The organism is Ralstonia sp. R-29 (assembly GCF_049913345.1).
In the GTDB taxonomy this organism is placed as follows: domain Bacteria; phylum Pseudomonadota; class Gammaproteobacteria; order Burkholderiales; family Burkholderiaceae; genus Ralstonia.
Genome location: NZ_CP184377.1, coordinates 1,122,826 through 1,145,238 on the forward strand (window position 1 = coordinate 1,122,826; position 22,413 = coordinate 1,145,238).

The following is a 22,413-nucleotide window of genomic DNA, read 5'->3' on the forward strand; positions in this document are numbered from 1 at the left end:
TTGGGGTCTCGTCACGTTGTTTGATTCGGCAGCCATGAAAAAGCCGGCTCCGAAGAGCCGGCTTCCGGTCGACAGCGCAGTGGTGGCTTAGGCAGCCAGCAACTGACGCAGCACAAACGGCAGGATACCGCCGTGCTTGTAGTAGTCGACTTCGATCGGCGTATCGATACGCAGCAGCACTTGCGCACGCGTGGTCTCGCCGTTGGCGCGCTTGATTACCAGGGTGACGTCCTGTTGCGGCTTGATTTCGCCTTCCAGGCCTTCGATGTCGAAGGTTTCGTCGCCCACGATGCCCAGCGACTGCACCGAGTCGTTGCCCTTGAACTGCAGCGGCAGCACGCCCATGCCGACCAGGTTCGAGCGGTGGATACGCTCGAAGCTGCGTGCGATCACGGCCTTCACGCCCAGTAGTTGCGTGCCCTTGGCGGCCCAGTCACGCGAGCTGCCCGTGCCGTACTCTTCGCCACCGAACACGACCGTCGGCGTGCCGTCGGCGATGTACTTCATGGCGGCGTCGTAGATCGACATTTGTTCGCCGCTCGGCTGGAACAGCGTTTCGCCGCCTTCTACGCGCGATCCGTCGGCCTTCGGCGGGATCATCAGGTTCTTGATGCGCACGTTGGCGAACGTGCCGCGCATCATCACCTCATGGTTGCCGCGGCGCGAGCCGTAGCTGTTGAAGTCGGCCTTGAGCACGCCGTTGGCCAGCAGGTACTTGCCGGCGGGCGACGTTTCCTTGATCGAACCGGCCGGGGAGATGTGGTCGGTCGTCACGGAATCGCCAAACACGCCCAGGGCGCGCGCGCCCGACACCGATGCCGAAGCAGCCGCCGGCGTCATGCCAAAGCCTTCGAAGAACGGCGGCTCGGCAATGTACGTCGACTTCGGCCAGTCATAGACCTGACCCTTCGTACCCTTGACGTTGGCCCACAGCTTGGACGGCTTCTTGACCTGCTCGTAGTTCGTGCGGAACGTGTCGGCGTTCATCGCGAACTTCATCAACTTGGCGATCTCTTCCGAGGTCGGCCAGATGTCGCCCAGATAGACGTCGCGGCCATCGTTGCCCTGGCCAACCGGCTGCGTCATCAGGTCGCGCGTCACGTTGCCGGCGATGGCGTAGGCCACGACCAGCGGGGGCGAGGCCAGGAAGTTGGCGCGGATGTTCGGGTGGATACGCGCTTCAAAGTTGCGGTTGCCCGACAGCACGGCGGCGGCCACGATGTCGTTCTTTACGATGGCTTCGTTCAGCTCCGGCGTCAGGTCGCCCGCGTTGCCGATGCAGGTCGTGCAGCCATAGGCCGTCACGCCAAAGCCCAGCTTTTCCAGGTACGGCAGCAGGCCCGCAGCTTCCAGATACTTCGTCACCACACGGCTTCCCGGCGCGAGCGAGGTCTTGATGTGCGGTGCGACTTCCAGGCCGGCTTCCACGGCCTTCTTGGCCAGCAGGCCGGCCGCCAGGAGCACGCTCGGGTTCGAGGTGTTCGTGCACGAGGTGATGGCCGCGATCAGCACGTCGCCGCTCTTCACGTTCACGCCGTTGGTCGTCGTGAAGGTCTTGTCGAGGTCGTCGGCGTTCTTGTTGAAGCCATTTTCGGCCACCGGCTTGGAGAACAGCGACGAGAACGTCGACTTCACATTGCCGATTTCGATACGGTCTTGCGGGCGCTTCGGGCCAGCCAGCGACGGCGCCACTGTGCCCAGGTCTAGCGTCAGCGTCTTGGTGTAGTCGATCTCACCTGCCTTCGGCACGCCAAACAGCTTCTGTGCCTTGAAGTAGGCTTCGAACGCGTTGATTTCTTCCTTGGTGCGGCCCGTGCCCTTGAAGTAGTCGATGGTCTTCCCATCCACCGGGAAGAAGCCCATCGTGGCGCCGTATTCCGGGGCCATGTTGCCGATGGTGGCGCGGTCTGGCAGCGACAGGCTGGCCGTGCCTTCGCCGAAGAACTCGACGAACTTGCCGACGACCTTCTCCTTGCGCAGCAGCTCGGTGATGGTGAGCACCAGGTCGGTGGCCGTGCAGCCTTCGCGCAGGCGACCCTTCAACTCCACGCCCACCACGTCCGGCGTCAGGAAGTACACCGGTTGGCCCAGCATGCCGGCTTCCGCCTCGATGCCGCCCACGCCCCAGCCCACCACGCCAATCCCGTTGATCATGGTGGTGTGGCTGTCGGTGCCGACCAGCGTATCCGGGTAGTACACGCCGTCCTTCTTATGGACGCCGCGTGCCAGGTATTCCAGGTTGACCTGGTGGACGATGCCGAAGCCCGGCTGCACCACGCCAAACGTGTCAAACGCTTGCATGCCCCATTTCATGAACTGGTAGCGCTCGTTGTTGCGCGAGAACTCCAGTTGCATGTTCAGGTCCAGCGCCTTCTTCTCGCGGAAGTGGTCGACCTGCACCGAGTGGTCCACCACGAGGTCGACCGGCACCAGCGGCTCGATCTTCTTGGGGTTCTTGCCCATGCGCTCGGCCACGTTGCGCATGGCGGCCAGGTCGGCCAGCAGCGGCACGCCGGTGAAGTCCTGCAGCACCACGCGGGCGACCACGAACGGGATCTCGTCAACGCGGTCAGCGTTCGGCTTCCAGTTGGCCAGTTGCTCCACGTGCTCTTCGGTCACCTTCTTGCCGTCGCAGTTGCGCAGCACGGATTCCAGCACGATGCGGATCGACACCGGCAGGCGCTCGATTGCCACGCCCAGTTCCTTGCCCAGTTGCGGCAGGGAATAGAAGTTGCCGGTCTGGCCGCCGTTGATCTTGAATTCCTTGAGTGTTTTTTTCAGGTTGTGGGGCATGGCATGACTCCAAGGCTTAAGGATGCGCGGGGCGCCTGGGCGCCCGTTGCAGAGACGTCAAATCAACCAATCCAATCACTACAAACCAACTGCTGCACGATTTCCTTGAACACCTTGCCGTCCTTCGGCTGGACGGTGAGCGCCTGGGCGATCGGGTGTTCAGGGGCGTCGTGATGATTCCTGATGCACTGCCGGTCATGCACCCACGTTGATGCGTGCATGACGGTATCTGAGTCATCGGAGGCCGCCAAATTGCTGACGGGCATCCTCCGAGTTGCGGATCGCCCGAGGCGCCCCTTCGCCAGCGCGCCCGCACCGGCCACGCATGGATCGCCATGCCGTGGTTCCAGGTGGGTATTTGCAGCCAGCGCTGACATGGGCGTTTCCTCGGGGCCTCGCGCGCGATGTTGCGTTATTGCTTGGCGGGCTGCGCTGCGTCCGGCGTAGGAGCGGGCGCCGGAGCCGGAGCCGGAGCCGGAGCCGGGGCAGCGTTGTCCTGCAGCATCAGCGGCAGACCTGCCGGAGCGCGCAGGGCGCCGGCTTGCGTCGGGGCCGGGGCGCCGGCTGCCATTTCGGCGGTCTGGCACTCGTCGGCCAGACGGTGGCCTTCGTTGCGGTCGAACAGCATGGCCTTGGAGGGGATGACAACGAAGTCGAAGCCGGTCTTCTGATCAAAGTAGCGGTCTGCGCCGGTACGGGTCAGTTGGCGGGGCAGGTCGTAGTTCTTGCCCTTCCAGTGCAGCTTGATGATCTGGTCGCGCGTCATGTCGCCGGCAATGTACAGCTCATTGCCGAGTTCGCATTTCCACTGCACGCCTTCCGGCTTGGCGGCGGCAACGGGGGCGGCCTTCTTGGAGGTCCGCTTGGCCGGGGCCTTTTTCTTGGCGGCCGGCTTGGCGCTGGTCGTGGTCTGGGCGGTTGCGTATTGCGCGGTTGCCAGCGAGAGAACGCCGGCACAGGCGCCCGCGATGAACTTGTTCATAGTTTCCTTCCGTAAGACTGAATCAGGGGAGGCGGCCGCCCGGGGCTGGAATGCCAGGGTTCGGCGCACACCGGCCGGTATTTTGACCGATTTGTACGCCGTGCCCAACGTTCTGTTACATGGCGATGCAACCGATCCGCCAAACGGGGGTGTTGTGCCATGTCCAGTGCGGATTCCTGAGCAATGTGCCTCGTGGTCGAGTCGTCCGAGCTCCTTGTTCGTGGGGGTGTTCGCCAAGGTCTGTCGTTGCGAGGAAGCGCCTCTTATCCGAAGAAGCGCGCAACCGCATCGGGCGGGAGTTCGACACCAGTGGTGTGCGCACGTTGCAGCACGGCCCACCAGTAGCGATAGCTCGCGCGGTCATGCAGCCGGCCTTCGTGCTGGATCGGGCCCCATGACGCGTCCTGTGCCGCAGCAAGAATGGACGCGGCTTGTGTCACTTCTTCGTGCGACGGGCGGAACGCCGAAACAATGGGCGCAATCTGGTCTGGATGGATGCTCCATTTGCGCAGATAGCCGAATTCGTTCCGGGCGCGCGTGGCATCTGTGCCGGCCCGGTCGGGGTGCTTGATGTCGGTGCTGACGTTGTGCGACGGCACCTTGCCGTGCGCGTGGCACGCGGCGGAAATCTCGGTGAGTGCGCGGCGGACCAGCGGGTGCTCGAATTGCTCGGGTGAGCCCATCGCCGCACCGGGAATCGCGCCGTTGTGCGCGGAGACAAAATCCATCAGCCCGAAGCTCAGGCATTCCACCTGCACCAGCGAGGCGATTTCGAACACCTGCGCCAGCGCGCCATGCGTTTCGATCAGCACGTGGATCGGCAGGTGCCGCGCAATGCCGGCGGCGCGTGCGGCCTGGTTGACGCGATCGGTCACGCGGGCGACTTCCACTACATCGCGCACCTTGGGCACGGTCACGTAGGCGAGCCGGCTGCCGGCAAGGCCGACGAGGATGTCGACATCCTGCGTCCACGCGTCGTGGCTCGGGTCGTGGATGCGTACGCCGACGCGGTTGAAGTGGTTGTCGTCGCTGTTGATGAGCGCGGCGGCCAGCTCGGCATGCGCGCGTTCCTGGCCGACGGCGGCGCCGTCTTCGCAGTCAAACGTGATGTCGAAGACGGGGCCAAGGGCTTGTTGCAGGGCGAGCGACTTGCGCATCAGCTTTTCGGCGCCCGCATAGTGGTCGCAGACCGGCAACTGGGCCGGCATGGCATCGTCCTGGAACAAAACCTCGGTGGGGTGCACTGCGCTGTCTCGGTGGGGGAATTTGAATGCAAAAAAACCGGAGGGTTCGCTGCCGAGCCGCTCCGGTTTCTTTCTCAGATTATGCGCTTACAGCAGGTCCTTCACGCCATCTTGCTCGCCCAGCAACTCGCCGAGCGTGATCTCGATCTTGCCTTGGCTGTACTCGTCGATCTCCAGGCCTTCGACGATCTTGTACTTGCCGTTTTCCGTGGTGACCGGGAAGCCGAACATCACGTCCTTCGGGATGCCATATTCGCCGTTCGACGGGATGCCCATCGTGACGATCTTGCCGTTCGAGCCCAGCACCCAGTCACGGACGTGGTCGATGGCGGCGTTGGCAGCCGAGGCGGCCGACGACAGGCCGCGCGCTTCGATGATGGCGGCGCCGCGCTTGCCAACCGTCGGCAGGAACACGTCGTTGTTCCACACCGGGTCGTTGATCATGTCCTTGACGCTCTTGCCGTCGATCGTGGCGTAGCGGTAGTCGGCGTACATCGTCGGGCTGTGGTTGCCCCACACGAACAGCTTTTCGATGCTCGACACCGGCTTGCCGGTCTTGGCGGCGATCTGCGACAGGGCGCGGTTGTGGTCCAGGCGCAGCATGGCGGTGAAGTTCTCGCGCGGCAGGTCCGGCGCCGACTTCATGGCGATGTAGGCGTTGGTGTTGGCCGGGTTGCCGACCACCAGCACCTTGACGTTGCGCGAGGCCACAGCGTTCAGGGCCTTGCCCTGTGCCGTGAAGATCTGCGCGTTGGCGGAGAGCAGGTCCGCACGCTCCATGCCCGGGCCGCGGGGGCGGGCGCCCACCAGCAGGGCCACGTCGACATCCTTGAATGCGGTCATCGGATCGGAGTGGGCTTCCATGCCGGCCAGCAGCGGGAATGCGCAGTCTTCGATCTCCATCATCACGCCCTTGAGCGCCTTCTGGGCCTTCTCATCCGGGATTTCCAGCAGTTGCAGGATGACGGGCTGATCCTTGCCCAGCATTTCGCCGGCGGCGATGCGGAACAGCAGGGCGTAACCGATCTGTCCAGCAGCGCCGGTCACTGCGACGCGCATGGGTGCTTTTGCCATGAGAACTCTCCAAAACGGTAGTGCGGTATCAAAAAAGCGGCGGATCGCACTGCGCGCGGCGGACATCCTGGCGGGATGTGGGTGCAGCCTCGCAGGCATTGCCGGCAACGGTCGGCGCCTCGTAAGCGGCCGGCTCAGAATCGGCAAGAGCCTCGCAGTTTACTGCGTCCGCATGACGAAGTGGAAACACCCTTGTGGTTGACCTTGGTGCTGGTCGCCGCAAGCGCGGGCCCGTCGTCCGGAATCGGCGCGAGTGTAGGCCGGGCGCCGCCTCGAAGTCAATCAATCTTCTGTCTTATATAAGACATAAGACATTCTATAAACGGGCTGGACGGGGTCGCCGCTTTTGTGGTGAAATCGGCAGTTATGTCGAGTACGCCCAACCCTCAATCCGCAGTTGCGCCACCGTCTTCGGGCGGCGAGGGCGGTGTATCGCCTGTCTCCGCAGGTGCGGGTGCGGGCTCACCCACCTTCAGTCCGTTGTATCAGCAGATCAAGACGCTGATCCTGCAAAGCCTGCAAGCCGGCGAATGGAAGCCCGGCGAAATGATCCCCAGCGAAATGGAATTGGCGGCCCGCTACAAGGTCAGCCAGGGGACTGTGCGCAAGGCGATCGACGAATTGGCCGCCGAAAACCTCGTCGCGCGCCGGCAAGGCAAGGGCACGTTCGTCACCACGCACTACGAAGAGGGCGTGCAGTTCCGTTTCTTGCGTCTGATGCCGGAGCAGGGCGAACAGCACTACCCCAGCAGCCGTGTGCTCGAGTGCAAGCGCATGCGCGCACCCGCCGAGATCGCTCGCCTGCTTGAGCTCAAGGCCGGCGACAGCGTCGTACAGATTCGTCGCGTTCTGTTCTTTTCCGGCGAGCCGACGGTGCTCGAAGAGATCTGGCTGCCGGGCGCGAGCTTCAAGGGCTTGACCGCCGAAAAGCTGACCGAGTGGAAGGGCCCGATGTACGCGTTCTTCGAGGCGGAATTCGGTGTGCGCATGCTGCGTGCTACCGAGCGCCTTCGCGCCGTGGCGGCCGATGCGGCGACGGCGGAGTTGTTGTCGGTGGCGGCGGGCTCTCCGCTGCTATCCGTGGAACGCGTGTCACACACGTTCGGCGACAGGCCGGTGGAGGTGCGCCGTGGCCTATACGTCACGACGCGGCATTACTACCAGAATGAACTGAATTGACCGCACGCGGCCGGGCCTGTTTCGTGCGGCCGGGCGGCGTGTTGATTTGTGCGGCGCGCAACAACGTATTGCGCGTCACGAAGCGGATGTAGAGAGGAGAATCGCCCCCCTGTCACGCCACTGGCAGGCGAGGGCGGAAAGCACAAAAGTGGAGCGCACCGAGTGGAATTATTGGTGCGCTGCGCAACAAAAGCGCGCTAGAATCTCGCGGATTTGTGCAAAGCTGTTTTGTTTGTTGATTAGCCAATTGGGGTCTGACCATGGCAGAAGCCATCAAGAAAGCCAGGCCGGAATTCAGGAACATCGGTATCGGCGACATCGCCCGCTATCGCTTGCCCTGGGCCGGTAAGGTATCCATCTTGCACCGTGCCAGCGGTGCGCTGATGTTCCTTCTTCTTCCGTTCGTGCTGTATTTGTTCGAACAAAGTCTCACGTCGGAAATCAGTTTCGCCAAGTTCTCGGCGATCCTGTCCAACGGCTTCGCCAAGGTTGTCGTCCTCGCGCTCATCTGGGCGTACCTGCACCACTTCTGTGCCGGCATCCGTTACCTGATCCTCGATCTGCATATCGGCATCGACAAGACCACGTCGTCGAAGACCGCCGTGAGCGTGCTGATTGTCAGCCTGCTGCTGACCGTCGTGTTCGGCGCCAAGCTGTTCGGCCTGTTCTGAGGAGCGTCTGATGGCAAATAACAATATCGGTCCCAAGCGCCTCGTTGTTGGCGCGCACTATGGCCTGAAGGATTTCCTCGCGCAGCGCGTCACCGCCGTGATCATGGCGGTCTACACGGTTGTGCTGCTGGTCTCGTTCCTGCTGTCGAAAGACACGTCGTACCAAAGCTGGGCTGGGCTGTTCGCCAACCAGTGGATGAAGATGCTGACGTTCCTGGCGTTCGTGTCGCTCACGTATCACGCCTGGATTGGCGTGCGTGACATCTGGATGGACTACGTGAAGCCCGTGGCAGTGCGTTTGACGCTGCAAGTGTTGACGATTCTGTGGCTCGTCGGTTGTGCGGGCTACGCAGCTCAGATTCTCTGGAGGGTTTAAGACATGGTCGCAGTCAAGACTGGGCTGCCGCGCCGCAAATTCGACGTCGTGATCGTCGGTGCGGGCGGTTCGGGCATGCGTGCATCGCTGCAGCTGGCTGAAGCCGGCCTCTCCGTGGCCGTGCTGTCCAAGGTTTTCCCCACCCGCTCGCACACCGTGGCGGCGCAGGGTGGTATCGGTGCTTCGCTGGGCAACATGAGCGAAGACAACTGGCACTATCACTTCTACGACACCATCAAGGGCTCCGACTGGCTCGGCGACCAGGATGCGATCGAGTTCATGTGCCGCCAGGCGCCGAACGTGGTCTATGAACTGGAACACTTCGGCATGCCGTTCGACCGCAATGCGGACGGCACGATCTATCAGCGTCCGTTCGGTGGCCACACGTCGAACTACGGTGAAAAGCCCGTGCAGCGTGCCTGCGCCGCCGCTGACCGTACCGGCCACGCGCTGCTGCACACGCTGTATCAGCGTAACGTGCGTGCCAAGACCCACTTCTTCACCGAGTGGATGGCGCTGGACCTGATCCGCGATCAGGAAGGCGACGTGCTGGGCGTGACCGCGCTGGAAATGGAAACCGGTGAGGTCTACATCCTCGAAGGCAAGACGACGCTGTTCGCCACGGGCGGTGCAGGCCGTATCTACGCCGCTTCCACCAACGCCTTCATCAACACCGGTGACGGCCTGGGCATGGCAGCACGCGCTGGCGTGCCGCTGGAAGACATGGAGTTCTGGCAGTTCCACCCGACCGGCGTGGCCGGCGCGGGCGTGCTGATCACGGAAGGCGTGCGTGGCGAAGGCGGCATCCTGCGTAACAAGGATGGCGAGCGCTTCATGGAGCGTTACGCTCCGACGCTGAAGGATCTGGCGCCGCGTGACTTCGTGTCGCGCTCGATGGACCAGGAAATCAAGGAAGGCCGTGGCTGCGGCCCGAACGGCGACTACGTGCTGCTCGACCTGACCCACGTCGGTGCCGAGACCATCATGAAGCGCCTGCCGTCGATCCGCGAAATTGGCCTGAAGTTCGCCAACGTCGACGCGATCAAGGAACCGATCCCGGTTGTGCCGACCATCCACTATCAGATGGGCGGTATTCCGACGAACTATCACGGTCAGGTCGTGGTGCCGAAGAACGGCAGCCCGAACGAAGTCATCAACGGCTTCTACGCAATCGGCGAATGCTCGTGCGTGTCGGTGCACGGCGCCAACCGCCTGGGTACGAACTCGCTGCTCGACCTGGTGGTGTTCGGCCGCTCGGCGGGCAACCACATCATTGCGCAGAACCTGAAGAACCGCGAGCACAAGCCGCTGCCGGCCGATGCTGCCGACCGCGCGCTGGAACGTCTGGCCAAGCTGGATTCGTCGACCTCGGGCGAGTACGCGCAGGACGTCGCCAACGACATCCGCCGCAACATGCAGTCGCACGCCGGCGTGTTCCGCACGCAGACGCTGATGGACGAAGGCGTCCAGCGCATCATGGAAGTGGCTGAGCGCGGCGCCAACATCCACCTGAAGGACAAGTCCAAGGTGTTCAACACCGCGCGCGTTGAAGCGCTGGAAGTGGCCAACCTGGTGGAAGTGGCGAAGGCGACGATGGTGTCGGCGGCGGCTCGCAAGGAATCGCGTGGTGCGCATGCCCACAGCGATTTCCCGAACCGCGACGACGAAAACTGGATGAAGCACACGCTGTACTACAGCGAAGGCAATCGTCTGGAGTACAAGCCTGTGACGATGAAGCCGTTGACGGTGGAAAGCGTGCCGCCCAAGGCCCGTACGTTCTAACCGGAAGGACCCACAAAAATGAAGCGTATTTTTGAAGTCTATCGCTACGATCCGGATCAGGACGCGGCGCCCCGCATGCAGACCTACGAGGTCGAACTCGACGGTCACGAGCGCATGCTGCTCGACGCGCTGGTCAAGCTGAAGAAGCTGGACGAGTCGATTGCGTTCCGTCGCTCGTGCCGCGAAGGCGTGTGCGGCTCCGACGCCATGAACATCAACGGCAAGAATGGTCTGGCCTGCCTGACCAACATGCGCGAGCTGCCCGAGAAGATCGTGCTGCGTCCGCTGCCGGGCCTGCCCGTGGTGCGTGACCTGATCGTCGACATGACGCAGTTCTTCAACCAGTACCACTCGATCAAACCGTACCTGATCAACGACGAACCGCCGCCCGAGAAGGAGCGTCTGCAGTCGCCGGAAGAGCGTGAAGAGCTCGACGGCTTGTACGAGTGCATTCTGTGCGCGAGCTGCTCGACGTCGTGCCCGTCGTTCTGGTGGAACCCGGACAAGTTCGTCGGCCCGGCTGGTCTGCTGCAGGCGTATCGTTTCATCGCCGACAGCCGCGACCAAGCCACCAGCGAGCGTCTGGACAACCTGGAAGATCCGTACCGCCTGTTCCGCTGCCACACCATCATGAACTGCGTCGATGTGTGCCCGAAGGGTCTGAACCCGACCAAGGCCATCGGCAAGATCAAGGAATTGATGGTGCGCCGCGCGGTGTAAGCCGCGAGTCAGCGCACTTTGGCATCGTGTGTCGCCGGCGCCGTTTTCCGGCGACACACATTTAAGAAGCATGATTGCTGTGAATACTCCGACGTTCTCTCACCAGTCCGATCCGCACAAGCGCGCGCGTTTGCGCTGGCGTGCCCGGCGCGGTTTGCTTGAGAACGACATCATCGTCGAGCGTTTCTTCAACCGCTACGAGACGGAACTGTCAGATGACGACGTTGCCGCACTTTCGCAGTTGTTCGAGTTGGCCGACAACGACCTGATGGACCTCCTGCTTGCACGCAAGGAGCCGGAGGGTGAGCTCGACGTGCCGCACATCCAGCACGTCTTGACCTTGCTGCGCTCGGTCTGAACCAGCGCCCGAGAGGTTGCCGCAAGACGAATCGATCCAGCGGGTCCAGCCGCCCGAATGCGGCGCTGGGCACTCCGCGATCCGTCTGGCGGGAGTCTCCCGACTTCATTTTCATAAACAGCAGAGAAGGAAACCGACATGACGCCGTCCGAAGTGAAAGCCACCCTATCGTTTTCCGATGGCTCGCCCAGCGTCGAGTTGCCGATCTATAAGGGCACGGTCGGGCCCGACGTGATCGACATTCGCAAGCTGTACGGCCAGACGGGCAAGTTCACGTACGACCCCGGCTTCATGTCGACCGCGTCGTGCAATTCCAAGATCACCTACATCGACGGCGACAAGGGTGAGCTGCTGTATCGCGGCTATGCCATCGATGATCTGGCCAGCAAGTGCGACTTCTTGGAAATCTGCTACCTGCTGCTCAAGGGCGAACTGCCGAACGCCAAGCAGAAGGAAGAGTTCGACCACGTTGTGACGAACCACACGATGGTGCACGAGCAGATGCAGTTCTTCCTGCGCGGTTTCCGTCGTGACGCCCACCCGATGGCCGTGCTGACGGGCCTGGTTGGTGCAATGAGCGCGTTCTATCCGGATGCCGCCAACATCAACGACCCGCGTGAGCGCGAGATCTCGCAGATCCGCCTGATCGCCAAGCTGCCGACGCTGGTGGCCATGGCGTACAAGTACAACATCGGCCAGCCGCTGATCTACCCGCAGAACAATCTGTCGTACACCGGCAACTTCATGCGCATGATGTTTGCCACGCCGTGTGAAGACTACAAGGTGAACCCGGTGCTGGAGCGTGCTCTGGACCGCATTTTCATCCTGCACGCCGATCACGAGCAGAACGCTTCGACGTCGACGGTGCGTCTGGCTGGTTCGTCGGGTACGAACCCGATCGCCGCGATCGCTGCCGGTATCGCCTGCCTCTGGGGCCCGGCGCACGGCGGTGCGAACGAAGCGGCGCTGAACATGCTGGAAGAGATCGGCTCGGTGGACAAGGTTCCCGAGTTCATCAAGCAGGTCAAGGACAAGAACAGCGGCGTGCGCCTGATGGGCTTTGGCCACCGCGTCTACAAGAACTACGACCCGCGCGCCAAGCTGATGCGCGAAACCTGCCATGAAGTGCTGAACGAGCTGGGCCTGCACAACGACCCGCTGTTCAAGCTCGCCATGGAGCTGGAAAAGATCGCGCTGGAAGACGAGTACTTCGTCAGCCGCAAGCTGTACCCGAACGTCGACTTCTACTCGGGTATCGTGCAGCGCGCGCTGGGCATCCCGTCGTCGATGTTCACCTGTATCTTCGCGCTGGCCCGCTCGGTGGGCTGGATCGCGCAGTGGGAAGAGATGATTACCGATCCGGAATACAAGATCGGCCGTCCGCGCCAGCTGTTCAATGGCGCCGCCTTGCGCGAAGTGCCGTCGATCGACAAGCGCTAAGCCAGGCTGTTCGCTTCACAAGAACCCCGCCAGGGAAACCGGCGGGGTTTTTTGTTGTCCGGACATTGCCCGGGCGAGCTTTCGCGAAATGACGAAACCCCCTTTCGTCAGTCACGTCCGGTGCGCAATGCCTCGGGTGGCATAATCGATCACTCCCCACGAAACTGCTCGCGCAGCCGCCTCGAATCCAAAAATTGAGGTGCGTTGTGCACGGATCGCATCATGGCCAAGACGCTCTACGACAAACTCTGGGACGACCACGTCGTTCATACCGAAGACGACGGCACGACCGTGCTCTACATCGATCGTCAACTGCTGCACGAAGTGACGAGCCCGCAGGCGTTTGAAGGCCTGAAGATTGCGCAGCGTCCGGTGTGGCGCATCAGCGCCAACCTGGCTGTGTCGGATCACAACGTGCCGACCACGGATCGCTCGCACGGCATTGCCGATCCGGTCTCCAAGCTGCAGGTCGATACGCTCGATGCCAACTGCGATAGCTACGGCATCACGCAATTCAAGATGAACGATAAGCGTCAGGGCATCGTGCACGTGATCGGGCCGGAGCAGGGCGCGACGCTGCCGGGCATGACCGTGGTCTGCGGTGACTCGCACACCAGCACGCACGGCGCATTCGGCGCACTGGCGCACGGTATCGGCACGTCGGAAGTTGAGCACGTGCTGGCCACGCAGACGCTGCTCGCCAAGAAGAGCAAGAACATGCTCGTGAAGGTGGAAGGCACGCTGCCGCGCGGTTGCACCGCCAAGGACATCGTGCTTGCTATCATCGGCAAGATCGGCACGGCGGGCGGCACGGGCTACGCCATGGAGTTCGGCGGCTCGGCTATTCGCGCGCTGTCGATGGAAGGGCGCATGACCGTGTGCAACATGGCGATCGAGGCAGGCGCTCGCGCTGGCATGGTCGCTGTGGACGATGTGACGCTGGAATACATCAAGGGCCGTCCGTTTGCGCCCCAGGGCGTGGAATGGGAACAGGCCGTTCAATACTGGCGCACGCTGCATTCCGACGAAGGCGCCCACTTCGACCACGTGGTCGAACTGCGTGCTGAAGACATTCGCCCGCAGGTGAGTTGGGGCACGTCGCCGGAAATGGTGGTCAGCATTGAAGACCGCGTGCCGGATCCCGAGAAGGAAAAGGACCCGAACAAGCGCAACGCCATGGAGCGCGCGCTCGAATACATGGGCCTGCAGCCGAACGTTGCCATCAGCGATATCAACATCGACAAGGTCTTCATCGGTTCGTGCACCAACAGCCGTATCGAAGACATGCGCGCGGCCGCGTGGGTTGTGCAGAAGCTGGGCAAGCGCATTGCCTCCAATGTGAAGCTGGCGATGGTCGTGCCGGGCTCGGGCCTCGTGAAGGAACAGGCCGAGCGCGAAGGGCTCGACAAGATTTTCAAGGCGGCAGGTTTTGAATGGCGCGAGCCGGGTTGCTCGATGTGCCTGGCGATGAATGCCGACCGCCTGGATCCGGGCGAGCGCTGCGCATCCACGTCCAACCGCAACTTCGAAGGCCGTCAGGGCGCGGGTGGCCGCACCCATCTGGTGAGCCCGGCGATGGCCGCTGCGGCTGCGCTGGAAGGTCACTTCGTCGACGTGCGCAAGCTCGCTTGAGCGGCAGGATAGAGAGAGCAATCATGGAACAATTCACCATCCACACCGGCCTCGTGGCTCCGCTCGACCGCGAAAACGTCGACACTGACGCCATCATCCCGAAGCAATTCCTCAAGTCGATCAAGCGCACGGGCTTTGGCCCGAACCTGTTCGACGAGTGGCGCTACAAGGACGTCGGCGAACCCGGCCAGGACAACAGCAAGCGCCCGCTGAACCCGGATTTCGTGCTGAACCAGCCGCGCTATCAAGGTGCATCGGTGCTGCTGGCACGCAAGAACTTCGGCTGCGGCAGCTCGCGTGAGCACGCACCGTGGGCGCTGCAGCAATACGGCTTCCGCGCCATCATCGCGCCGAGCTTTGCCGACATCTTCTTCAACAACTGCTTCAAGAACGGCCTGCTGCCGATCGTGCTGACAGAGTCGCAAGTCGACCATCTGTTCAACGAGACGCTGGCGTTCCCCGGCTATCAGTTGACGGTGGACCTGGACAAGCAGGTCGTCGTCACGCCGGGTGGCACGGCGTATCCGTTCGACATCACGGCGTTCCGCAAGTACTGCCTGCTCAACGGCTTTGACGACATCGGCTTGACCCTGCGCTACGCCGACCAGATCAAGGCCTACGAATCGCAGCGCTTGGCCAAGATGCCGTGGCTCGCACACAAGCTCGTCGGCTGAGCTGACACCAGAACAACAAGGACAACCACATGACCAAGATTGCAGTGTTGCCGGGTGACGGCATTGGCAAGGAAATCGTCGCCGAGGCCGTCAAGGTGCTGAACGCGCTGGGCGAGTCGTTCGAGATGGAGTTCGCCCCGGTGGGCGGCGCCGGCTACGAGGCCAAGGGCCATCCGCTGCCGGAAGACACGCTCAAGTTGGCTAAAGAGGCCGACGCCATCCTGTTCGGCGCCGTGGGCGACTGGAAGTACGACACGCTGGCGCGCGAACTGCGCCCCGAGCAGGCCATCCTCGGCCTGCGCAAGCATCTGCAGCTGTTCGCCAATTTCCGCCCTGCGATCTGCTATCCGGAACTGGCCGGCGCATCGAGCCTGAAGCCTGAAATCGTGGGTGGCCTCGACATCCTGATCGTGCGCGAGCTGACCGGTGACATCTACTTCGGCCAGCCGCGCGGTGTGCGTGCTGCGCCGGATGGCTTGTTTGCCGGTGCACGTGAAGGTTTCGACACCATGCGCTACAGCGAGCCGGAAATCCGCCGCATCGCGCACGTTGCCTTCCAAGCCGCCGCCAAGCGCGGCAAGAAGCTGTGCAGCGTCGACAAGGCCAACGTGCTGGAGACGTTCCAGTTCTGGAAGGACATCGTCACCGATGTGCACAAGGAGTACCCGGAAGTCGAGCTGTCGCACATGTACGTCGACAACGCGGCCATGCAGCTCGTCAAGGCGCCGAAGAACTTCGATGTGATCGTCACCGGCAACATGTTCGGCGACATCCTCTCGGACGAGGCAGCCATGCTGACGGGCTCGATCGGCATGTTGCCGTCGGCGTCGCTCGATGCGAACAACAAGGGCCTGTACGAGCCGTCGCACGGTTCGGCGCCGGACATCGCGGGCAAGGGCGTGGCCAACCCGCTGGCGACGATCCTGTCGGCGGCGATGATGCTGCGCTATTCGCTGGGCAAGGCCGAACAGGCTGACCGCATCGAAACCGCCGTCAAGAAGGTGCTGGCCCAGGGCTATCGCACGGGCGACATCCTGACGCCGGGCTGTAAGCAGGTCGGCACGGTTGAGATGGGCGAGGCTGTGGTAGCCGCGCTGTAAATCACAATGCGTTGCGGCGCCGTCACTTGAGGCGCCGCAATCGTCGTTTTTTGAGCGGGCGCATGTTGCGGTGCGTTGTGTGTCCGCCAAATCGTGTATATTTTTGCAGATGATCTCGACCGCGCTTCTCTTCGGCATTCTCGGTACCCTGGCGATCGCCGCCAAGGGCACTGCCGTTCGCGCTCGCATCACGCCTGTCGAGATTCGCACGACCATCAAAACGATTACCAAAAAAACGATCTCCTGATCGTCCGTCGTGCCCGTTCGCCTTCCCCGCGCGGTCACGCCGGGCGACCGAGGCGGGGAAAATCACTAGAGGTTCACAATCATGAAGGTAGGTCTCGTCGGTTGGCGCGGCATGGTCGGCAGTGTGCTGATGCAGCGCATGCAGGAAGAGAAGGACTTCGACCTGATCGACACCGTGTTTTTCAGCACCAGCAACGCCGGCGGCAAGGCGCCCGCATTCGCCAAGACGGATGCGCCCCTGGCCGACGCCAACGACATCGAAGCCCTGAAGGCCTGCGACACGATCATCACGTGCCAGGGCGGTGACTACACGACTGAAGTCTTCCCGAAGCTGCGTGCTGCCGGCTGGAACGGCTACTGGATCGACGCTGCGTCGACCCTGCGCATGGAAGACGACGCCGTGATCGTGCTGGACCCGGTCAACCTGTCGCTCATCAAGAACGCGGTGGCGGCCGGCACCAAGAATTTCATCGGCGGCAACTGCACGAACTCCATCCTGCTGATGGGCGTGGGCGGCCTGTTCCGCGAAGGCCTGGTCGAGTGGGTCAGCTCGATGACCTACCAGGCCGCTTCGGGCGGTGGTGCCAACCACATGCGCGAACTGCTCAAGGGCATGGGCGTGATTCACAACGCCGTGGCTGATGAGCTGGCCAACCCGGCGTCCGCCATCCTGGACATCGACCGCAAGGTCGCCAAGACCATCCGCGAAGACGTGCCGACCGAGTTCTTCCCAGCACCGCTGGCTGGCGGTCTGATCCCCTGGATCGACAAGCAGCTCGACAACGGCCAGTCGAAGGAAGAGTGGAAGGGCCAGGCCGAGGTCAACAAGATTCTGGGTACGGCGCAGACGATTCCCGTGGACGGCCTGTGCGTGCGTATCGGCGCGATGCGCTGCCACAGCCTGGGCCTGACGCTCAAGCTCAAGCGCGACCTGCCGCTCGAAGAGATCGAGCAAATCATCCGCTCGGGCAACCCGTGGGTGAAGTGGGTGCCGAACGACCGCAGCATCACCGAGAAGGAATTGACGCCGGCTTCCATCACCGGTGGTCTGCAGATTGGCGTGGGCCGGGTGCGCAAGCTGAACATGGGCCCGGAATATGTGAGCGCCTTCGTGATTGGCGATCAACTCCTGTGGGGCGCTGCCGAGCCGCTGCGTCGTACACTGCGCATCCTGCTGGGTAAGTGATGCTGGGTTTGCTTTCGTTGTCGGGGCGGGCTTCGGCGCTCGTCGTTGCAAGCTGACAACAGAAAGTGGGCTTTTTGGACCAACGCCGCGCGGCCTGCGCGGCGTTGTGCCATCTGAATGCCCACGGCTTGTAACGTTGGTACACAATAGCGGCCAGAATTACCGCATGGAAACTGTCCCCCCGTTCGTGGGGTGGACGGATACGGGGAAGAGTTAGCGCCACGTTGAGGCACGCGCAATCCGGGGGGTACGTCGGGTGCTTCAGAATCTCGCCAATTGTGTCGTTTTGATAAAAATTGACGGCGGTTCTTATCCCAGCTTTTCACCTTTTGAGTGAACTTGCTGCGCTAACTCGTTGATGTTAAGTTCGTTTGCACATTACAAGATAACGGAGTCGAAGGTGAGGGTGAGCCAATACCGCCGGAGAGAATCGTCCCATCGCAGTCCTAGCTGGTCGGCCGTCGCGTTTGCCGCGGCGAGTCTGCTGCTGATCCAGCCCGCTGCGCAGGCGGCCGGCTTCGGCGCGCTGCACGTGCGTTCCAGCCTCGGCCAGCCGCTTCAGGCCGATATCGACCTGACCGGCGTGACGGCTGAGGAGGCGCAGAATCTGGTTGCCAAACTGGCCGCTCCCGACGCTTACGCGCGTGCCGGCCTGACATATAACCCGATCGTGTCTTCGCTGCGCGCCTCCTTGGTGCGTCAGTCGGACGGCAATTACGTGGTGCGCTTGCGCTCCACCCAGCCGGTCGCTGAGCCGTTTGTCGATGTCCTGGTGGATTTGAACTGGGCGAGCGGCCACGTTTCGCGCGCCTACACGTTCCTGCTGGATCCGGTCGGCTCCCGCAACAGCCCGCAGAACTTTGCGCCGACGCCGGTGGTGCAGGCCACCACGCCGGGCGCAGCAGAAACCGCTTCTTCGCCCGCGACGCAATCCCAAGCGGCTGCAGCGCCGGCACGTCCGGCTCGCCAGGCGGCACGTCCGCAGCAGGCTGCACCTGCCGCAGCAGCGGCCGCACCGAACGCGGCCCCAGGCGGTTCGTATACCGTACAGCGCGGCGACAGCCTGTACGACATCGCATCGACGGCCGCACAAGGCCAGGATGCCGTGTCGCTCGACCAGATGCTGTTGGCGCTGTACCGCAATAACCCGAACGCGTTCATTGGCGGCAACATCAATCGGCTGCGTACCGGTTCGGTGCTGAAGGTGCCGTCGCAGGCGGAGGCGCAGAAAACGTCGCCGCGTGAAGCCCGTCGCGAGGTGGTCGCTCAAACGTCCGGTTTTGCCGGTTACCGCAATCGCTTGGCAACGGCAGCGGAAGCCAACGCTGCCACGGATACCGATTCGGCTCGCCAGCAGAGCGGCAGCGTTTCGGCGCGCGTGCAGGATCAAGCCACGCCGGCTGCCAGCGGGCGCGACGAACTGCGCTTGTCGAAGGCGGATCGCGCCGGCAAGGCCAATGCTGCCGCGCGTGACGAGGAGCTCGTTGCCAAGGAGCGTGCGCTCAAGGACATGGAATCGCGCGTTGCACAGTTGGAGAAGAACCTCGCCGACATGCAGCGCCTAGTGGAGCTGAAGAACGCCGAGTTGGCCAAGGCAGCGAACGCCGCTAAGCCGGCAGCAGGCGCAGCGCCGTCGGCGGCTGCCCCGGCTGTGGCTGCGGCCAACGCACCGGCACCCGCGCCGTCTGCGGCTGCACCGGCACCGGCCCAAGCGTCGGCCGCTCCGGCTCCAGCAGAAACGGCTGCCGCGGCGCCGGCTTCGTCGGCAACCGCAGCAGCGTCCTCGCCGGAGGCTGCATCGGCTTCGACGCCTGTCGCTACGGCAGCTGCCAGCGCACCGGTGGCAGCGGCATCCGCTCCGGCCGCTGCGCCGAAGAAGGCGCCGGTCGTCGTGGCGCCGCAGCCGCCGATCGAGGAAGAGTCGTTCTTCTCGTCGCTGCTGGGTAACCCGATGGCACTGGGCCTGGGTGGCCTGTTGGTCGCTGGTCTGGGCGCGCTGGCCGTTATTCGCCGCCGCCAGCAGAAGCCGGAACAGCCGCATGGCTTCCAGGACAGCCTGCTGTCTCAGGAAAGCACGGTGATGGCCGGCGCCAACTCGTTGTTCGGCGCCGCGGGCGGGCAGAGCGTTGATACCTCGCAGCACAGCGTGTTCGGTGCGGATTTCCGCATCGGCGGCGGCAACGAGAGCAACGAAGTCGACCCGATCGCTGAAGCCGATGTCTATATCGCCTATGGCCGCGACGTGCAGGCCGAGGAAATTTTGCGCGAGGCGCTGGAGCAACACCCCGAGCGCCAAGCCATTCGTTTGAAGTTGATGGAAATTTACGCAAATCGCCAGGACGCACACGGCTTCCAGACCGTTGCAGAAGAAATGCTGGCGCAGGTGGGTGCGGGCTCGTCGGAATGGGCGGAAGCTGCAGCGATGGGCCGCAAGTTTGACCCTGCCAATCCGCTCTATCTGACGGTGCAGGGTGATGCACATCCGGCCGCTGAGGCTCCCGCCGCGCACGATCATGCTGGTACGGCAGCCGCCGCAGCCGCGCTGGCGGGTGTTGGCGCAGTGGCCGCAGCCGAAGCGTTCCAGCCGACTGTGACGGGTGAGACCACCCGCCGTGCAGACGACTGGACGACGCTGTCCCCGGACCTGGACCCGTCGGCTCCGTCGACCAAGGCCCCGCAGCTGGCCGATCTCGAACTGCCGTTGGAGTCGTTCCCGGCGCCGGTCGCGGGTGAGCCGATTACCGCACCGGACGAGGCGGCCGACATATTCAAGCACGCCGAACCGGCTGCTGAGCTGCCGCAGTTCAACGCGCATGCTGGTGAGGCCTATCAGCCGGTGTCCGCGCCGCCGCTGCATATGGACTTGTCGGATCTGTCGCTGGACCTGAACCCGACGCCGCCTGCCGCAGAAGCTGCTCCGGCCGCGCCTGCAGCGGCTGCCGAAGAAAGCCTGCCGTCGTGGGCCCAGCCGACCGATCCGTCGCAAGCGCCGATGCACTTCGAAGAAGAAGCGCATCACGCCGAGCCGGCGCACGAGATCAATGACGAGCCGCAATCGGCCATCCGCCTGGACACCAACCTGCCGCACACGCTGTCCGGCGAGCATGGCGCCGATGGCGTGCGCGATCTGCAGATCAAGTTCGATCTGGCCAAGGCTTATATCGAAATCGGTGATAAGGAAGGCGCACGCGAACTGCTGCAGGAAGTGCTGGACCTGGGCGACCCGTCGTTCCACGCCGAGGCTCAAGCGCTGATGCGCCAGATCGGCTGACGCACGACGTCGCAAAGCCATCGACAACGCCGGCAGGGTGGTATCCTGCCGGCGTTTTTCTTTCCGCATGAGGATTCACAAGGCATGACGCGCATTGCGCTCGGCATCCAGTACGACGGTGCCGCGTTTTCGGGGTGGCAATCGCAGCCGCACGGCAATACCGTGCAGGACGCACTGGAGGCGGCGCTGCGCCAGTTTGCCGGCGTGGCGTTGCCCACGACGGTGGCCGGCCGCACAGATGCCGGCGTGCATGCGCTGGGTCAGATCGTCCACCTCGATACCAACCTCGTGCGCGATCCGTTTTCGTGGGTGCGCGGCACCAACGCGTTCCTGCCGCCGACGGTTGCCGTACGCTGGTCGCAGGAGATGCCGGAGGATTTTCATGCGCGCTTTTCCGCGCATCGCCGTACGTATTACTACGCGCTGACCTTTGGCCCGACGCGTACCCCCCTGCTTGAAGGCAAGGCAGGCTATGTGATGCTGCCGCCCGGCCAGTCGCTTGACGTGGCAGCCATGCACGAGGCCGCGCAGGTGCTGGTCGGCGAGCACGATTTCTCCTCCTTCCGCGCCGCGGAGTGCCAGGCCAAATCGCCCGTCAAGACGATGTATTCGATGGAAGTGCGGGGCGAGGGTGAATGGGTGTTCGTGCGCATTCGCGGCAGCGCTTTCCTGCATCACATGGTGCGCAACATCATGGGCTGCCTCGTGGCGATCGGACGCGGCCGTCAGCCGGTATCGTGGATGGCCGATGTGCTGGCCGCACGTAGTCGCGTGGCCGCCGCACCGACGTTCATGCCCGATGGTTTGTACCTGGCCGAGGTCGGCTATCCTGATGCCTTCTCGTTGCCGGCGTCCCCGGCATCGTCCAGCCTGTTTCGCGGCGTGTTCGACGAGCACGCCGGCCTGTGAATCCCGCTTCCGCCATGTCGCTTCACCGAACCCGCATCAAGCTCTGTGGCCTGACCCAGCCGGCCGATGTCGACCACGCCGTCGCGCTGGGTGCCGATGCGATCGGGCTGGTGTTCTATCCGCCCAGCCCGCGCTACGTCGCTCCCGAACGCGCGGCTGAACTGGCCCGCCGTGCCGGCCCGTTTGTCACCGTGACGGGCCTGTTCGTGAACGCCAGCGTGGATGATGTGGCTCGCGTGCTCGATCAAGTGCCGCTGACGCTGCTTCAGTTCCATGGCGACGAGCCGCCCGAGCAGTGCGCCGAGATCGCCGCGAAAGTCGGGCTGCCGTGGTTGCGTGCCCTGCGTGTTCAGCCGGGGGCCGATTTGGTAGAATTCGCGGATCGGTTTGCCGCTGCCCAAGGCCTGCTGCTCGACGCATTTGTTGAGGGGTATGGCGGTGGCGGCCACGTCTTCGACTGGACCCTGATTCCCCCGCAATGGCTCCCGCAATCGCCATCCTCGCCAACCCCAAGCGCCGCTCCTCGCCTCGTTTTGAGTGGTGGGTTGAGCGCGCAAAACGTCGCTGGCGCGATTGAGCGCGTGCGGCCCTACGCTGTAGATGTCAGCAGCGGGATCGAGGCCGCACGGGGCGTGAAAGACCACGCCCGCATGACCGCATTCGTGCGTGCGGTCCGCGAGGCCGATGCAGCCCTGGGCGCATCGGCGCAAGCCTGAGCCACGCTGGCCAGTAGGGTTTGCTGACTACCTCGCGGCTCGCACCTTCCTGAATTTCTC

The 22,413-nt window shown here is 63.3% G+C and carries 20 protein-coding genes; 15 read left to right on the plus strand and 5 right to left on the minus strand.

Features of this window, described 5'->3' with window-relative positions; genetic code table 11:
* Positions 1 to 87: 87 nt before the first annotated feature.
* The 5 genes from acnA to ACN9M1_RS05340 form a co-directional block, all read right to left on the minus strand.
* Positions 88 to 2,793 carry an aconitate hydratase AcnA gene (gene acnA / locus ACN9M1_RS05320; protein WP_426398015.1) on the minus strand — a complete coding sequence of 902 codons (2,706 nt, stop codon included), beginning with the start codon at positions 2,791 to 2,793 and terminating at the stop codon, positions 88 to 90.
* A gap of 62 nt (positions 2,794 to 2,855) precedes the next feature.
* Entirely contained in the window at positions 2,856 to 3,170 is a 315-nt protein-coding gene (locus tag ACN9M1_RS05325; RefSeq protein WP_426398017.1) for a hypothetical protein, read from the minus strand.
* 35 nt (positions 3,171 to 3,205) lie between these two features.
* On the minus strand, positions 3,206 to 3,775 hold the full coding sequence (locus ACN9M1_RS05330; RefSeq protein ID WP_426398018.1) for a hypothetical protein: 570 nt from the start codon (positions 3,773 to 3,775) through the stop codon (positions 3,206 to 3,208).
* Positions 3,776 to 4,038: 263 nt separating this feature from the next.
* On the minus strand, positions 4,039 to 5,019 hold the full coding sequence (locus tag ACN9M1_RS05335; protein WP_426398020.1) for an HpcH/HpaI aldolase/citrate lyase family protein: 981 nt from the start codon (positions 5,017 to 5,019) through the stop codon (positions 4,039 to 4,041).
* 87 nt (positions 5,020 to 5,106) lie between these two features.
* Positions 5,107 to 6,093 (minus strand): malate dehydrogenase, encoded by a 987-nt coding sequence (locus ACN9M1_RS05340; RefSeq protein WP_426398022.1) that lies wholly within the window; start codon positions 6,091 to 6,093, stop codon positions 5,107 to 5,109.
* Between the two features lie 366 nt (positions 6,094 to 6,459).
* Here ACN9M1_RS05340 and ACN9M1_RS05345 point away from each other — a divergent pair, with 366 nt between their 5' ends.
* The 15 genes from ACN9M1_RS05345 to ACN9M1_RS05415 all read left to right on the plus strand — a co-directional run bounded on the left by ACN9M1_RS05345 (position 6,460) and on the right by ACN9M1_RS05415 (position 22,353).
* Positions 6,460 to 7,272 (plus strand): GntR family transcriptional regulator, encoded by an 813-nt coding sequence (locus ACN9M1_RS05345; RefSeq protein WP_426398024.1) that lies wholly within the window; start codon positions 6,460 to 6,462, stop codon positions 7,270 to 7,272.
* 260 nt (positions 7,273 to 7,532) lie between these two features.
* Entirely contained in the window at positions 7,533 to 7,943 is a 411-nt protein-coding gene (gene sdhC, locus ACN9M1_RS05350) for a succinate dehydrogenase, cytochrome b556 subunit (RefSeq protein ID WP_426398026.1), read from the plus strand.
* 10 nt (positions 7,944 to 7,953) lie between these two features.
* Complete coding sequence (sdhD, locus tag ACN9M1_RS05355) at positions 7,954 to 8,319, plus strand: succinate dehydrogenase, hydrophobic membrane anchor protein (protein WP_426398028.1); 366 nt, start codon at positions 7,954 to 7,956, stop codon at positions 8,317 to 8,319.
* Between the two features lie 3 nt (positions 8,320 to 8,322).
* Entirely contained in the window at positions 8,323 to 10,101 is a 1,779-nt protein-coding gene (sdhA, locus tag ACN9M1_RS05360; protein ID WP_426398030.1) for a succinate dehydrogenase flavoprotein subunit, read from the plus strand.
* Between the two features lie 18 nt (positions 10,102 to 10,119).
* Positions 10,120 to 10,821, plus strand: a complete 702-nt coding sequence (locus ACN9M1_RS05365; RefSeq protein ID WP_426398032.1) for a succinate dehydrogenase iron-sulfur subunit — start codon at positions 10,120 to 10,122, stop codon at positions 10,819 to 10,821.
* 70 nt (positions 10,822 to 10,891) lie between these two features.
* Positions 10,892 to 11,179: a succinate dehydrogenase assembly factor 2 gene (locus ACN9M1_RS05370; protein ID WP_426398033.1), complete on the plus strand. Its 288-nt coding sequence runs from the start codon at positions 10,892 to 10,894 to the stop codon at positions 11,177 to 11,179.
* A 138-nt stretch (positions 11,180 to 11,317) separates the two neighbouring features.
* The gene (gene gltA / locus ACN9M1_RS05375) at positions 11,318 to 12,619 is read left to right on the plus strand and encodes a citrate synthase (protein WP_426398035.1); all 1,302 of its coding nucleotides are present in this window, start codon (positions 11,318 to 11,320) and stop codon (positions 12,617 to 12,619) included.
* A 222-nt stretch (positions 12,620 to 12,841) separates the two neighbouring features.
* The gene (gene leuC, locus ACN9M1_RS05380; protein WP_426398036.1) at positions 12,842 to 14,251 is read left to right on the plus strand and encodes a 3-isopropylmalate dehydratase large subunit; all 1,410 of its coding nucleotides are present in this window, start codon (positions 12,842 to 12,844) and stop codon (positions 14,249 to 14,251) included.
* A gap of 23 nt (positions 14,252 to 14,274) precedes the next feature.
* A complete protein-coding gene (gene leuD, locus ACN9M1_RS05385; protein WP_426398037.1) occupies positions 14,275 to 14,925 on the plus strand; it encodes a 3-isopropylmalate dehydratase small subunit in 651 nt (216 codons plus the stop codon).
* A 29-nt stretch (positions 14,926 to 14,954) separates the two neighbouring features.
* On the plus strand, positions 14,955 to 16,025 hold the full coding sequence (leuB, locus tag ACN9M1_RS05390; RefSeq protein ID WP_426398039.1) for a 3-isopropylmalate dehydrogenase: 1,071 nt from the start codon (positions 14,955 to 14,957) through the stop codon (positions 16,023 to 16,025).
* 79 nt (positions 16,026 to 16,104) lie between these two features.
* On the plus strand, positions 16,105 to 16,272 hold the full coding sequence (locus ACN9M1_RS05395; RefSeq protein ID WP_426398041.1) for a hypothetical protein: 168 nt from the start codon (positions 16,105 to 16,107) through the stop codon (positions 16,270 to 16,272).
* A gap of 81 nt (positions 16,273 to 16,353) precedes the next feature.
* The gene (asd, locus tag ACN9M1_RS05400) at positions 16,354 to 17,457 is read left to right on the plus strand and encodes an aspartate-semialdehyde dehydrogenase (protein WP_426398043.1); all 1,104 of its coding nucleotides are present in this window, start codon (positions 16,354 to 16,356) and stop codon (positions 17,455 to 17,457) included.
* 400 nt (positions 17,458 to 17,857) lie between these two features.
* On the plus strand, positions 17,858 to 20,728 hold the full coding sequence (tapV, locus tag ACN9M1_RS05405; protein WP_426398045.1) for a FimV/HubP family polar landmark-like protein TapV: 2,871 nt from the start codon (positions 17,858 to 17,860) through the stop codon (positions 20,726 to 20,728).
* An 84-nt stretch (positions 20,729 to 20,812) separates the two neighbouring features.
* Positions 20,813 to 21,637 (plus strand): tRNA pseudouridine(38-40) synthase TruA, encoded by an 825-nt coding sequence (truA, locus tag ACN9M1_RS05410; RefSeq protein ID WP_426398047.1) that lies wholly within the window; start codon positions 20,813 to 20,815, stop codon positions 21,635 to 21,637.
* Between the two features lie 14 nt (positions 21,638 to 21,651).
* Positions 21,652 to 22,353 (plus strand): phosphoribosylanthranilate isomerase, encoded by a 702-nt coding sequence (locus tag ACN9M1_RS05415; protein WP_426398049.1) that lies wholly within the window; start codon positions 21,652 to 21,654, stop codon positions 22,351 to 22,353.
* The last annotated feature ends 60 nt before the right edge of the window (positions 22,354 to 22,413 follow it).

Excerpts from the sequence above, each read along its gene's own strand:
- acnA (WP_426398015.1), bottom strand. The coding sequence starts at position 2,793 with ATGCCCCACAACCTGAAAAAAACACTCAAGGAATTCAAGATCAACGGC.
- ACN9M1_RS05325 (WP_426398017.1), bottom strand. The coding sequence starts at position 3,170 with ATGTCAGCGCTGGCTGCAAATACCCACCTGGAACCACGGCATGGCGAT.
- ACN9M1_RS05330 (WP_426398018.1), bottom strand. The coding sequence starts at position 3,775 with ATGAACAAGTTCATCGCGGGCGCCTGTGCCGGCGTTCTCTCGCTGGCA.
- ACN9M1_RS05340 (WP_426398022.1), bottom strand. The coding sequence starts at position 6,093 with ATGGCAAAAGCACCCATGCGCGTCGCAGTGACCGGCGCTGCTGGACAG.
- ACN9M1_RS05345 (WP_426398024.1), top strand. The coding sequence starts at position 6,460 with ATGTCGAGTACGCCCAACCCTCAATCCGCAGTTGCGCCACCGTCTTCG.
- sdhC (WP_426398026.1), top strand. The coding sequence starts at position 7,533 with ATGGCAGAAGCCATCAAGAAAGCCAGGCCGGAATTCAGGAACATCGGT.
- sdhD (WP_426398028.1), top strand. The coding sequence starts at position 7,954 with ATGGCAAATAACAATATCGGTCCCAAGCGCCTCGTTGTTGGCGCGCAC.
- sdhA (WP_426398030.1), top strand. The coding sequence starts at position 8,323 with ATGGTCGCAGTCAAGACTGGGCTGCCGCGCCGCAAATTCGACGTCGTG.
- ACN9M1_RS05365 (WP_426398032.1), top strand. The coding sequence starts at position 10,120 with ATGAAGCGTATTTTTGAAGTCTATCGCTACGATCCGGATCAGGACGCG.
- ACN9M1_RS05370 (WP_426398033.1), top strand. The coding sequence starts at position 10,892 with ATGATTGCTGTGAATACTCCGACGTTCTCTCACCAGTCCGATCCGCAC.
- gltA (WP_426398035.1), top strand. The coding sequence starts at position 11,318 with ATGACGCCGTCCGAAGTGAAAGCCACCCTATCGTTTTCCGATGGCTCG.
- leuC (WP_426398036.1), top strand. The coding sequence starts at position 12,842 with ATGGCCAAGACGCTCTACGACAAACTCTGGGACGACCACGTCGTTCAT.
- leuD (WP_426398037.1), top strand. The coding sequence starts at position 14,275 with ATGGAACAATTCACCATCCACACCGGCCTCGTGGCTCCGCTCGACCGC.
- leuB (WP_426398039.1), top strand. The coding sequence starts at position 14,955 with ATGACCAAGATTGCAGTGTTGCCGGGTGACGGCATTGGCAAGGAAATC.
- asd (WP_426398043.1), top strand. The coding sequence starts at position 16,354 with ATGAAGGTAGGTCTCGTCGGTTGGCGCGGCATGGTCGGCAGTGTGCTG.
- truA (WP_426398047.1), top strand. The coding sequence starts at position 20,813 with ATGACGCGCATTGCGCTCGGCATCCAGTACGACGGTGCCGCGTTTTCG.
- ACN9M1_RS05415 (WP_426398049.1), top strand. The coding sequence starts at position 21,652 with ATGTCGCTTCACCGAACCCGCATCAAGCTCTGTGGCCTGACCCAGCCG.